Source organism: Rhizobium leguminosarum, assembly GCF_019798305.1.
GTDB lineage: Bacteria > Pseudomonadota > Alphaproteobacteria > Rhizobiales > Rhizobiaceae > Rhizobium > Rhizobium leguminosarum_U.
The window spans coordinates 1-12,682 of sequence record NZ_JAAXDD010000009.1; the positions used below are offsets into that span (position 1 = coordinate 1).

Below are 12,682 nucleotides of genomic sequence, written 5' to 3' on the forward strand. Positions count from 1 at the left end.
TCACGGATCTTCTGGATGACTTCGAGGCGATGCAACTCTTTCTGCGACATGGTGATCATAAAGGACATGACGACTCCGACCGCTCATGGTCTCGACCAGGCTGAAGATCGTCATCCTTGCTCCCAACGTTGGCGTTGACCAGTGCGTCGAGAGGCGAGACTGTCGCATCTCTAACTGGCCCAACTGTCGCATTACTAAATAGCCCTTACAGCATTATGTCGCATAAGATAGATTATGGAACAATAGGATGCCCTTTTGATTACAATGGCATACCTTCGTCATCCATCTCATAGACCCACTCTTCTAAAATCGGCCTGCTCGAATTTGCATCTTGACGATCCAGCACATCGACGAGTTAACCTGCGGACATGCCCTCATAGAACAGCTGATCCCAGCCAACAGACTCTTTCGAAACCCGTGTCTCGGACGACGCGTGCTTGGCGACAACGTCAGGGTCAGACTGTTGAGCATTGACGGGGTTCGACGGAAAGCTCGCCGTTGCTACTCCTCAAGTGTCGGGATGACTTTCGATGGTCTTTGCAGCTCCGAGGCTGCAGCGGTTGCCGCTGCATCGGCGGGACCGCCGGAAACATGGACGGTCGGCGTTGCAAATTGGATGCCTTTTTCCGCGAATGTCTTCTTGAGCATGGCGAGCGCCTTTCGGCGGACGCCGAACTGCTCGCCGGGTTTCGTCATGAACTTCAGCCGAATCTGAACACCATAATCCGCCATCTGCTCGATCCCCTGCATTTTCAAGGGCTCGATGATGTTAGGCCCGAGTTCGGTATCCTCGAGAAGCTCAACGCCGATGCGTTTGATGGTCTTGCGGACCTCCTCAAGGTCGCTGTCATAATTCAGGGTGAGCGTGATGATGTCGATGACCCAGTCACGGCTGAGGTTTTGCACCGCTCCGAGTTCGCCGAAGGGAACGATGGTGACCGGACCGCGGTGATGGCGCAAGCGGATCGATCGCAGCGAGAAACCTTCGACCGTGCCTTTATATTTCGCCGCTTGGATGTATTCGCCGATGCGAAAGGCATCGTCGAACAGATAAAAGACGCCAGAGATGATGTCCTTGACGAGTGTTTGCGCACCGAAGCCGACGGCTATGCCGACGACGCCAGCGCCCGCCAGCAGTGGTCCGATCTGGATGCCAACGGCATCCAGGATCATCAGGAAGCCGACAGCGCCGATCGCCAGGAACAGCACGTTGCGAAGAATGGGAAGGAGAGTATTCAACCGCTGACGCCGGCGCGCATCGGCTCCGTCCTGATGTCCCCCCTGCTCGCTTCGCGACGCCACCGCCATCTGGCTGTCGATCAGCGTGCTTGCGAGCTTCCAGATAACGTCGGTCACCAGCAGCACGATAACAATGCGGATTCCTGCGCGGATCAAACGCGTGGTCACCGTTTCGGCTGCGGCAAGGTCGCTGAGATTGACATTCCACGCGCGGGCAATGAGCAGCGCGGCGACCACAATGAGGCCGTTCCGCAGCGTTTGCATGATGACAGCAGACCATCCGACGATAGCCGGATCTTCCACCGCCTGCTGGTCGCCGGATTGTATAATGCGACGAATGATATCATGAGCCACCGAAACGGTAAGCGGCAGAAGCGTGATGACAACCACTGTCCAGAATGCACCGCGGAGCCCGGATACCCATAACAGCCACGATAGCAGGATGCTCGCGCTGAAGCCGACACAGACCAGCCGGCTCACGGGCGGCCCGTCGGAACGAAAATGCCGCAGCCAGATCATGACGATCAATGCGATTGAAACGACACCAAGCCATGCTGCGGTAAAGAGATCGGCCATGATGGGTGAAGCCCGGATCGTCCCGATCACTTCGATGTTGGCCCAGCCAGCGGCCAGCACTGCGACGATTCCGAGGAGCCAGTAGTACCAGAACCAGGCAAGCGAGGTGACAAGCGTCAGAAGCCGCATATGCGGCAGGCGGGCGCCTGGCGCGATGACAATGCGGCCCACTAGCACGCCAAGGCGCACCATGAGCGCGGCTGACAGCAGAATGAGTGCGATATCGCGAAATACGGCAGGCCATGGAAAGAGGATAAACGCGCCGAGGCTTCCGATCAGGTAACCGACCAAGGCGAGAAGACCCATTGAAAGCCGGGCGGCGTGGAGCTTGATCCGCTGCCGGACAGTGTCGGCGGGTGCGTTCAGCACAAAATGGAGCAGCCCTCGCCCTGACCACCAGGCAAGGCGCTGGGCAACAAACCCGCCTGCGACGAAGAGTATGACCGCCAAGATCAGGCCGACAGGCTCGATACGATCATCCGTTTGGAAGACCCGGATCGCCGACTGGATCTGCCCTGGGAGGGTCGGAACGGCGTCGACAAGTGTGAGCAGCCTCTGGCGCAAATCCTGTAGTGACGTTGCAATCGATGTCGGTGCCGCCTCTTGCGAGACTACTACTGGCTGCGCCGGTTCCTGATTGCCAGGGACGATCCGATTCATCAGCGCTCGTCCGGAATCATCATTCGGCAATTCGATGATAACCCGGATTGGCGCCGAGGAATTGGTCGGCTCAGCCGCCGAGGCGGGGTTTGCACTCGCGAGCAGAAGCGTTGAAAGTACCAGCGTCAGGTATCCGCACACTCTGCGGAGGCGATGACGGTCATCGATGATGCGCATGTGGCCGTGGTCCCCGCGACGGTGTCGTCGCTTTTGCTGGGTTGGTCGAAACTTCGGACTTTGTGAAGCGTTGCACGACCAACGTCAATCGACGAACCGGTCTCGGGGACGCAGACTGCGAACCAAAGGCTAGAGCATGACGCCGAAAAGTGTGAGCGGTTTTCGGACGACATCATGCTCTGACTATATAATGTAGAACAGGATTCAGATTTTAGGCCGACCCGGCCTAAAATCATCCTGTTCTAGGCGGCGTCAAGACCGCAAGCTTCTGAAGGCCTCCCTGATCTCCTGACAGAAGAGTTCAGGCTCCTCCCAGGCAGCGAAGTGACCGCCCTATGCTCTAATCAAGCAGCTTCCGTATGGCCATGATCCCTTTTGCAGCATCCGACCAGGATTGACGCCAGATCAACACGCCGACGCTGAGGATGGTGGCAACAGCGAAAGGGATTGGCCCGAGAAACCAGAAAGCGGCCGCGAAGGTGAAGTAATAAGACCGGACGCCGACGCTGAACGATCGAAGTGCAGGGTTCAAAACCAGGGTCAGGGCGTTCGTCCAGCCGGCAATGTCCCTCTCCTCATCGCGGGATGGGCTCGCCCCGATCGCCGCCAGGCAGTAGTTGATCTGCCGGACCGCCCAGATGAAATCGGATAGTCCTCGCAGCAGGGTCGCCATGATCAGGAGGACCTTGCATTGGAAAAACCACGCCGGATCCTGGGCCGCAAACATCGTGATCAGGCCACCCGATCCATAGTTCGGCTCCATGAACAGCGCGCCGCTCAGCCCGACGATGACGATGAGATTGGCGGAGCCGAAGAAGGATGCCGAATTGATCGTGTGTCCGAGGATCGCGGCATCTCCGATGAAATTGTTGTCGCGCGTCAGAACCTCGCGCATCCAGGCCGCGCGAACGCGCACCATATCAACGGAAAGGCTATCGTTCCGTCGCGGCCACCCTGCTGCCATCAAAGGCTCGACCGCCACCCAGACGAGAAGGAAGAAAGCGATCGCCGCGACGTTGAGAAAATCCATGGTGCCCCCGAACTGAATCTGGATTTTCCTGAACAGTACTTCGAGCTGGTGGCAGCTCCAAGCGTCTATCGCCGCCCTGCCCTTCAGTTCATCAGCCTATATTCGGGTCTTCCAAGTCCCCTCGCGGACCGCCGCGAGGTAACGGGAGGTCGTCGAAACCCGAAGCCGAATTTGCTCGATCGCCTGCTGCGGCGTCACGGCCAGGAAACCGACATGGTCGCGTGGGCGCAGCTGGACGAAGGCGTCCAGATCCGAATCCACCACCGTGGCGATCTTGGGATATCCTCCGGTCGTCTGGTGGTCGGCCAGCAGAATGGTGGGAACACCGTCTCCGGCAACCTGCACCGAGCCCCGCACGATCGCTTCCGACGGCATGTCCAGCGCGACGCTTGGCGCAAGCGACGGACCTTGGAGGCGTACGCCCATGCGGTCATAAGCGTCGCTCAGGCGGAAAGGCGATGAAAGGAAATTCGACAAGGTTTCTTTCGAGAAGAATCGATCCTGCGGACCGACCACCACACGCAGCTCGGATCGCGGTCTTGCGATGACCGGACATATGATCGGACCATGTCGATCGTCTCGTACTTCCGGATCCGTTACGGTGATTGTCTGTCCGGCTGCAAGTCGCCCGCCGCCGAGGCCGGATAGACTGTGCGTCGACATGCTGCCCAGCCAGGTCTTCGCCTCGATATGACCGGCGAAGGCTAGATACGTCCAGCTTCCCCAGTATCCCGAACGGATCGCCAGCCGCTCCCCGGCCCTCAAGGTGGCGACCATCCATGCGCCGCGCTTGTCGCCGGCATGCTCTACGATGAAGCCTCCTCCGGCGACGGCGAATGTAACGTCCCCCGACAGGCAGTCGAGAACCATGCCGCCCATGGAGACTTCGATTGCCGGCTGACCTGCAGGATTGCCGACGGCGGCGTTGGCGGCGGCAAACGAGGTCCTGTCCATCGGACCGGAGGCCGGAACGCCATATCGCATCAATCCATGACGTCCTCCGTCCTGGACAGCGACGTGAGGACCCGCGAAGTTGATTGCAAGGACAGCTTCGCTCATGCGGGGCACCTCGCGTCGAATTCCGCCCTCGATATGCGGCGGAAACGCACCGCGTCGCCGACGTCGAAAAGGAACGGACGGTCGTTGGAAGCGGCGTCGAGGATCTTCGTCGGCGAGCGGCCGATGATCCACCAGCCGGTCGGCATGGTGAGCGTGCTCACCAGGCACTGCGGACCGGCGATCAGCACGCTTCCGGCGGCGATGCCGCGAACAGGCGCAGGCTTCCTCGGCTGCTGAATGGCTTTGGGCACGCCTGCAAGGTAAGCATATCCTGGAGCGAAGCCGTACATGAAGACGCTGTAGTCGCCGGAGAGATGGGCGGATATAAGTTCTTCCGGCGATAATCCGCATGCCTCGGCGACGGCGGCAAGATCGGGCGCAAGATCAGGATCGTAGCAGACTTCGACTTCACGCATCGCTCCGATCGTCTCTGGAACCTCAACCGCCAGAAGCTCGGCAATGGCCGCCTCCGTCGTCCGGTGATCGGCCACGAGCGGATCGAAGCATACGAGAATGCTGGCGTAGGCCGGAACGGCTTCGACGAATCCTGGAAAGGGTGCCGCCTTCAAGGCGGCATCCAGCTTGACGACCTGATCGTGGATCCGTTTATCGATGCTCGCGCCGAATTCGACGAGCACCGCGTGGCCGCCCACCGGATGGTAATTCGGAACGCTGCCGGACGCTGCGGATGGGTCCTGTGACAAATCAGTCGGCACCTTCGATCAGAATGAAATCCGCATCCGCGGCCCGCGCGCAGGTCCCGTAGGCGTCCGGATCGGTGACGGTAACCTCGGGGATAGGATGGCCTTTGGCCATCACCTGTTTTCCTTAGTCGGTTGGAGGAATGGTGCCACCTCGATGCCTGCCTTTTGCAATTCCTGGCGCACGTGGACGGCCATGGCGAGCGCTCCTGGGCTGTCCCCGTGAACGCAGATCGAGTGCGCATCGAGAGGGATCGGAACGCCGTCGACCGTCGGCATGAGGCCGCTGGACAGGTACTCGATCAATCTCGATGCTGCCTCCACGGGATCATCGATCATCGCTCCCGGCAAGTTGCGCGGAACGAGCCGGCCCGTGGAGAGGTAGCCACGGTCAGCAAAAATCTCGCTGAAGACGGTCATGCCGGCATCGCGGGCCGCATGCTCCAGCTCTGTCCCGGAAATCGCCAGTATGGCAAGTTCCGGCGAGACTGCTCGGGTGGCACGGATGATGGCGTCGGCGACCGGCCGTTCGTCGGCCGCCCAATTGGCGAGTGCGCCGTGCGCCTTGATGTAACGGACTCGGGCGCCCGCCAAAGCCGCAGCTCCCATCAGCGCACCTGTTTGCGTTGCGACAAGCTGCTCCACTTCCCGGATGCTTAAGGGGATCAGGCGTCGTCCGAAGCCCTCGCGATCTGCAAAGCCCGGATGGGCTCCGGCGACGACACCCCGCTCGCTTGCCAGGGCAAGCGTCTCCACCATGGTCGCCGGATCTCCGGCATGACCGCCACATGCAATGTTCGCACTGGTGACGACGTCAAGGATCGCCTTGTCGTCGCCCATGCGCCAGGGTCCAAACGCCTCCCCCAGATCAGAATTGAGATCGATTTTCGTCATGATTTCCGTCAACCCTTCGCGCCGGTCTTGTCAGCTTCGTCGCATTGTGGAACGTCGAAGCCGAGGTGGAGCACACCTTCGCCTTACTCGTCAAGAAACCGACGGCTGCTGGCTGCGCGCGGCGAGCTTATGTGGCGGTCTCGGGCCGTCTTTCGCGCGGGGCTTCGGTGGCAAACTTACCATTGATCCGGCACAGATCGAATCCATCAGGCGTGGGTTACTGCCAGGCGAAGAATCCTTAAATCGATTCCGATTTGAGGAATTATGCAGTAAGATCGGCGGCGAAATCGTCGAGCACGTCGTATTCTCTCAAGAGTCAGGTGACTTGATCGACCAGTAGCAGTGGCGCGCAGAATGTGGATGTGGAATGAACCTTGTCGACAGCATCGGCACGTCCGAATTTTCCGTTGCCGAAGAGCCTGGCATTTTCACCTGGGAATTGGCGACCGACAAGGTTTATGCGGATTCGGCGCTGGCAAACCTCTTTGGGCTTGATCCGGAACAGACCCTCACGGGGCTGCCGGTCATACGGTACCTCGACCGGATTCACCCGGACGACAAGCCATCTGTGGCCAAGGCGATTTCAGAATCGGTGATCACAGGAAATCCGTATCGCTGTGATTATCGTGTATTTGATCGAAGCGGGCAAATAGTAGCCGTGGCTGCCTTTGGCCGATGCTTCAGGGATGAAGCCGGAAACCCGTCGCAATATGCGGGCATCGTATTTCCGACGAATGATCACGCCCAGCAGGACGAATTATCTGCTCACTGCAGGGCGGCACTGAAAATTGCGCGGTCATCCGGCCTGCAGGCGACGGCCGATGCGCTTGAAGCGATTCTCAAGGAGCTTGCCAAGCCGATGCCATCGGACACCGTGCAGGTTCATTGATTCCTTCGGCGCACTGGTAGCTCTCAAAGCATGTCACGCTGAAGGGCGGCGTTGGCAATCAGGCTCTCACCTCCGTCACTGCCGTCTATCCTCCTGGATATGACCGGCAAATCCCGCAAGCAGGACGCCGAGCGGAAGACGCCGAACCAGCCTGGCTGCAATGAAGGTTGCGCCGATCGCCGCGGCAAGTTTCAGCCAGGGATAATCGCCAAGCTGGACATGAGCGCTTGCATCGACCGATACCGCCTTGGCTTTCAGCGCCGCTTCGGCATCCTCGCGCAGCACGCCTATGCGGGCATTCAGCAGCCTGACCTCATGCTGCAGGGCGTTCAGGCTCTCGTCGGCCTTCTCACGCGCCGTCTGCTCCGCTGTGTCGGCGAAGGGCGGATCACCTTCCGCGATCAGTTCGTCGGGGTCAGGCGCAAGGCCGTGGCGGTTGATGGATGATTGCATCGACATGTCCTCGAATAGTTGAGCGAGAAGAAATGAGGCCCGGCATTGCGGCCGGGCCTCGTGATATCAATGGTCGCGTCGGAAACCCTGGCTCTGATGAGATCCGCCTTGCGATTGGGTTTGGGACTGGCCTTGGGATTGGCGATTGGTTTCGTCCGATGACGGGGTGCCAGGGTCGGGCAAGGTATAGGCACGCACCTTGGCGCTTCCATGCGCGGTGTCCCGCATTGCCACCGGGCGCGCATCGTCGAATGCGCTCTCGGACACGGCGAGGTCTTCCGAGGCTTTGCCGCCATGCGCCGATCCGGCAAAACCGGTATTGGACGCGCCTTGCTGTCTGTCCTCCAACGACCAGAGATCCGCGCGCTCATCCATGTCGATGCTGCCCTCGTCGTCCAGAATATCGTGGACGGTCTCGTAGAGCGCGTCATCGACATCATTGACCTGAACGAGGAAACCGCCTCGCCGCAACCCTTCTGCATAGACCGCACGATCCTCGTCGGGGAAGAAGAAGTCTGCCAGCGCGTCGAAGAAGCCGCTGCGGTCTTCGCTCATCGCGCCGGTATTTTTTGCGCCCGCCTCATATCCGGGCATCAGCCTTATTCTCGCAACCGGCACGCCTGCGTCCTCAAGACGGGAGACGGCGGATTCGGCGTCCGATCGGTTGTCAAAAAATGCGGCAAGGCTGCTGCCGCCTGTCGGGCCTGAAAAGGCCGGGTTGGTATCATTGTAAATGCTGCCCATGGAACTGTCCTCTCGATGTCTGGATCCAGCCGCCAATCCGAAGTTTGGCCGAAGTCTGGTTTCCTGACTTGAAGAACCGGCGGCTGAGTTGAATGTTCCAGGGGAATGGCGATGCTCCGCCGTATCGCCTGCTGTTTCATCGCCGCCTGCCTTTTCGGCGCGCAGACTCGCAAATTACGCCGCTTGCGAAATCTCTCAGCGGTTGACGTCAAACCTTCGAGACGCTAGCACGGCTTTGACGCATTGGGGATAATTCATATGGACATGTTTACGGCAGCCGGTCTGACGGCTTTGCTGCAGGTCATTGCTATCGACCTCGTTCTCGCCGGCGACAACGCCGTGGTTATCGGTCTTGCCGCTGCCGGCCTCGAGGCGACGCAGCGCCGCAAGGCGATCATCGTCGGCATTGTGGCCGCGACCGTTCTGCGTATTCTCTTTGCCAGCGTCGCAGTCTATCTGCTGGCGATCGTCGGCCTGCTGCTGGCCGGCGGCCTGCTGCTGCTCTGGGTCTGCTGGAAGATGTGGCGTGAGCTTCGCGCCGGCCATGGCGAGAATCACGGAGCGGTGGGTGGCGAAGGCGCGCCGAAAAAGACCTTCTTCCAGGCGGCGACCCAGATCGTCATTGCCGACGTCTCGATGTCCCTCGACAACGTGCTGGCCGTTGCCGGTGCTGCGCGCGAACATCCGAGCGTGCTGGTCATCGGTCTTGCCCTGTCGATCGCGCTGATGGGTATTGCCGCAAACCTGATCGCCCGCCTGCTCTCCAACCATCGCTGGATCGCCTATGTCGGCCTGCTGATCATCCTCTATGTCTCGCTCGACATGATCCATCGCGGCGGCGTCGAACTGCTGCCCTACGTGCAAGCGAGCGGGTTCAAGCTTTAGAGCCTGACCTCGGTCTCAAAACTCATCTGGTCATACGCCGGCACCACATGGTCCGGCGTCTCAGCCATCACCACATCGTAGTCGAGCGGCGTGTGCATATGGGTGAGGATCGCCCGTTTGGGCTTCAGCCGGCCGATCCAGTCGAGCGACTGTTCCAGCGACAGATGGCTCGGATGGTAGGTATATTGCAGTGCGTCGATAATCAGCATGTCGAGATTTTGAAGCTTCTCGACGGTCTGCGGCGGGAAATCGCTGATATCGCTGCAATAAGCCACATCCCCGATGCGGAAGCCGAGCGAATGGATGTCGCCATGCTGCTGGATATGCGGATGGAAGGCGATCATTCCGCCGGGACCATGAATTTCGACGGGCGCGTCGAGGTTTTCGATGACGATCGGCAGCACGATCGGCGGGTAATTGCTGCCCGGCGGCGTTTCCAGGCAATAGCCGAAGGCTTCCCGCAATCTGTCCATGGTAAATTGGTCGGCAAAGATCGGCACCCGGCGGCGGGTATTATGAAAATAGCCGCGCAGATCGTCGATGCCATGAATATGATCCGCATGCGGATGGCTGTAGAGCACGGCATCGACATGGTCGGCCCCTGCCCTGATCATCTGCTCGCGAAAATCCGGCCCGGTGTCGATGACGACGGTGGTGACACCGCCATCGGGCGCGAATTGCTGCACCATGAAAGCAGCGCGCGTGCGCCGGTTCTTCGGATTGTCGGGATTGCAGGCGCCCCAGTCGCCGGTGATGCGCGGCACGCCCGGTGACGACGAACAGCCGAGAATGGTGAAACGCCGTCGGTAGAGCACGCCGCTAGATCCTCGGCATCTTCGAGAACAGCCGGAAAGCGTTCTCCGTCGTGATCCGCGCGACCTCTTCGGTGGCAAGGCCGATCGTATCGGCGAGCACCTCGGCCGTGTTGACGACATAGGACGGCTCGTTGCGCTTGCCGCGCCAGCGCTTCGGCGCGAGATAGGGCGCGTCCGTTTCCACAAGCAGCCGATCAAGCGGGATCGTCTTGGCGATCTCGCGCAGCTCGTCCGACTTCGGGAAGGTCAGGATGCCCGAGAAGGAGATATAGCCGCCGAGCGCGACGCCGGTCTTGGCAAGTTCCGGGCCTGCGGAGAAGCAGTGGAGAATGAAGGGGAAGGCCCCCTTCCCGCTTTCCTCGGTCAGTATCTCAGCCATGTCCTCGTCGGCGCTGCGGCTGTGGATGACGAGCGGCAGCTGGGTCTCGCGCGCCGCCGCGATATGGCGGCGAAAGCCGGTCTGCTGATCCTCAGGTTTCTGTGTGTCGTAGAAATAGTCGAGACCGGCCTCGCCGATCGCGACCACCTTCTCATGGGCATTGGCGAGCCGCACCAGCTCTTCCGTCTCAATATCCAGCTCTTCGTCGGCATTGTTCGGATGCGTGCCCACCGAGCAGAACACCGAAGGATATTTCTCTGTGATCGCAAGTAACCCGTCGAGCTTGCGCACCCGCGTCGAGATCGTCACCATCTGCGCCACACCGGCCTGATGGGCGCGCGCGACGATCTCGTCCCGCTCCGCCTCGAAGTCGGCGAAATCAAGATGGCAATGCGTATCGATCAGCACGGCCTCAAGCCTCCGGAGCCACGTAACGCGGGAAGACTGGCGTCGGCGCTTCGAGTGCCGTTCCGGCAACGAGACGGCCGGCTTGCCCAAGAGCGGCGAAGTCGCGCTTGTCGTCGGGGGCTGCGACCAGATCGAGCAGTTTGGCCGAAGATTCCGGCATGAAGGGCTGCAGCAGGATGGCGATCTGGCGCACGACTTCTGCAGTCACATAAAGCACCGTGCCCATGCGCTCGGGATCGGTCTTCTTCAGCGCCCACGGCGCCTGGCCGGCGAAATAACGGTCGGTCTCGGAAACGACCGAAATGATCGAGGCGAGCGCCCGGTGGATCTGCTGCTTGCCCATGTCCTCGCGGGTCGAAGCATGCAGCGCATCGACCTCAGCCAGCATAGCCTTGTCCTCGTCGCTGAGCGCCCCGTGTTCCGGGATCTTGCCGTCGCAATTCTTGACGATCATCGACAGCGAGCGGCTGGCGAGATTGCCGATACCGTTGGCGAGGTCCGAGTTGATGCGGGTGCCGATCGCTTCTTCGCTATAGCTGCCGTCCTGGCCGAAGGACACTTCGCGCAGGAAGAAGTAACGCACCTGGTCGAGGCCGAAATGGTTCACCAGGTTGACCGGATCGACGACGTTGCCAAGCGACTTCGACATTTTCTCGCCCTTGTTGAGCAGGAAGCCGTGGGCAAAAACCCGCTTCGGCAGCGGCAGCTTCGCCGACATCAGGAAGGCCGGCCAGTAGACGGCGTGAAAGCGAATGATGTCCTTGCCGATGATGTGCACGTCGGCCGGCCAGTATTTCGCCCGCGGGCCGTTCCTGTCCTCGATATAGCCTGTTGCGGTGATGTAGTTGGTCAGCGCATCGACCCAGACATACATGACATGGGCCGGATCGTTCGGCACCTTGATGCCCCAGTCGAAGGTCGTGCGCGAGACCGAGAGGTCCTTGAGGCCTGACTTGACGAAGGAGATCACTTCGTTGCGGCGCTCGGCTGGGCCGATGAAATCAGGGTTTTCTTCGTAATGGGCAAGCAGCTTCTCCTGATATTCGGAGAGCTTGAAGAAATAACTTGCCTCTTCCACCCACTCGACCGGCGTGCCCTGCGGCCCGTAGCGCACGCCGTCAGCGCGCAGTTCCGTCTCGTTTTCCTGGTAATAGGCCTCGTCGCGCACCGAATACCAGCCGGCATAGCTGTCCTTGTAGATGTCGCCATTGTCGGCCATCAGCTTCCAGATGTTCCGCGACGTCTCGTGATGACGCTCCTGCGTGGTGCGGATGAAGTCATCGTTCGAGGCGTTGAGCAGCGTCGCCATCGCCTGGAATTCGCCGGAGTTGCGGTCGGCAAGCGCTTGCGCAGTGATCCCCTCGGCGCGCGCCGTCTGCTGCATCTTCTGGCCATGTTCGTCGGTGCCCGTCAGGAAGAACACATCCTTGCCGTCCAGGCGCTGGTAGCGCGCCATCGCATCCGTCGCAATCAGCTCATAGGCATGGCCGATATGCGGCTTGCCGTTAGGGTAGGAAATCGCGGTGGTGATGTAGAAGGGTGTCTTGTCTGTCATGGCGGCCAATGTCCGGCTAACTCTATAAAAATGGTCAGCCGCTCTTAGCGCATGTCATCGTCAAGCGAAACCTCAACTTTCCAGTTGTCGATGATTTCCGGGACGATAGCGGCGTGAACTTGACTCAGCTTCTCGCCCAATCTACCGGTCATGAGAAAGAGGGCGGGACAAGAACGAAGTGCAAGTTTTCATCTACCGGAATGGTCGTGGCCGCGCGC

Annotated in this window: 12 protein-coding genes; 2 read left to right on the plus strand and 10 right to left on the minus strand. The window is 60.1% G+C overall.

Annotated features, from left to right (window positions below; all coding sequences use genetic code 11):
* Positions 1-501: 501 nt before the first annotated feature.
* The 5 genes from HFO99_RS17005 to HFO99_RS17025 all read right to left on the minus strand — a co-directional run bounded on the left by HFO99_RS17005 (position 502) and on the right by HFO99_RS17025 (position 6,336).
* Positions 502-2,652, minus strand: a complete 2,151-nt coding sequence (locus HFO99_RS17005) for a mechanosensitive ion channel domain-containing protein (protein WP_222362367.1) — start codon at positions 2,650-2,652, stop codon at positions 502-504.
* Between the two features lie 340 nt (positions 2,653-2,992).
* A complete protein-coding gene (locus HFO99_RS17010) occupies positions 2,993-3,682 on the minus strand; it encodes a DUF599 domain-containing protein (protein WP_222335159.1) in 690 nt (229 codons plus the stop codon).
* Between the two features lie 96 nt (positions 3,683-3,778).
* Positions 3,779-4,750: a biotin-dependent carboxyltransferase family protein gene (locus HFO99_RS17015; protein WP_222362369.1), complete on the minus strand. Its 972-nt coding sequence runs from the start codon at positions 4,748-4,750 to the stop codon at positions 3,779-3,781.
* The gene (locus HFO99_RS17020; RefSeq protein ID WP_222362371.1) at positions 4,738-5,445 is read right to left on the minus strand and encodes a 5-oxoprolinase subunit B family protein; all 708 of its coding nucleotides are present in this window, start codon (positions 5,443-5,445) and stop codon (positions 4,738-4,740) included. Before HFO99_RS17020 ends, HFO99_RS17015 begins: the two co-directional genes overlap by 13 nt.
* 111 nt (positions 5,446-5,556) lie before the next feature.
* Complete coding sequence (locus HFO99_RS17025; protein WP_222362373.1) at positions 5,557-6,336, minus strand: LamB/YcsF family protein; 780 nt, start codon at positions 6,334-6,336, stop codon at positions 5,557-5,559.
* 367 nt (positions 6,337-6,703) lie between these two features.
* On the opposite strand from HFO99_RS17025, the gene HFO99_RS17030 reads away from it, so the two are divergent.
* Positions 6,704-7,225 carry a PAS domain-containing protein gene (locus tag HFO99_RS17030; RefSeq protein ID WP_222335169.1) on the plus strand — a complete coding sequence of 174 codons (522 nt, stop codon included), beginning with the start codon at positions 6,704-6,706 and terminating at the stop codon, positions 7,223-7,225.
* 75 nt (positions 7,226-7,300) lie between these two features.
* On the opposite strand, the gene HFO99_RS17035 is transcribed toward HFO99_RS17030, so the two are convergent.
* Positions 7,301-7,678 carry a hypothetical protein gene (locus HFO99_RS17035; RefSeq protein WP_222362375.1) on the minus strand — a complete coding sequence of 126 codons (378 nt, stop codon included), beginning with the start codon at positions 7,676-7,678 and terminating at the stop codon, positions 7,301-7,303.
* Between the two features lie 66 nt (positions 7,679-7,744).
* On the minus strand, positions 7,745-8,422 hold the full coding sequence (locus HFO99_RS17040; RefSeq protein WP_222011722.1) for a hypothetical protein: 678 nt from the start codon (positions 8,420-8,422) through the stop codon (positions 7,745-7,747).
* A gap of 258 nt (positions 8,423-8,680) precedes the next feature.
* Between HFO99_RS17040 and HFO99_RS17045 the strand changes: the two genes are divergently transcribed.
* Positions 8,681-9,307: a TerC family protein gene (locus tag HFO99_RS17045; RefSeq protein ID WP_020049989.1), complete on the plus strand. Its 627-nt coding sequence runs from the start codon at positions 8,681-8,683 to the stop codon at positions 9,305-9,307.
* On the opposite strand, the gene HFO99_RS17050 is transcribed toward HFO99_RS17045, so the two are convergent.
* Genes HFO99_RS17050 through metG form a run of 3 tightly spaced genes read right to left on the minus strand, consistent with a single transcriptional unit; the run spans position 9,304 to position 12,464 of the window.
* Positions 9,304-10,122, minus strand: a complete 819-nt coding sequence (locus HFO99_RS17050) for an MBL fold metallo-hydrolase (RefSeq protein ID WP_222001971.1) — start codon at positions 10,120-10,122, stop codon at positions 9,304-9,306. The two genes, HFO99_RS17045 and HFO99_RS17050, sit on opposite strands and share 4 nt — an antisense overlap.
* A 4-nt stretch (positions 10,123-10,126) precedes the next feature.
* Positions 10,127-10,909, minus strand: a complete 783-nt coding sequence (locus HFO99_RS17055; RefSeq protein ID WP_222362377.1) for a TatD family hydrolase — start codon at positions 10,907-10,909, stop codon at positions 10,127-10,129.
* A 4-nt stretch (positions 10,910-10,913) separates the two neighbouring features.
* Positions 10,914-12,464, minus strand: a complete 1,551-nt coding sequence (metG, locus tag HFO99_RS17060; RefSeq protein WP_020049992.1) for a methionine--tRNA ligase — start codon at positions 12,462-12,464, stop codon at positions 10,914-10,916.
* Between the last annotated feature and the right edge of the window lie 218 nt (positions 12,465-12,682).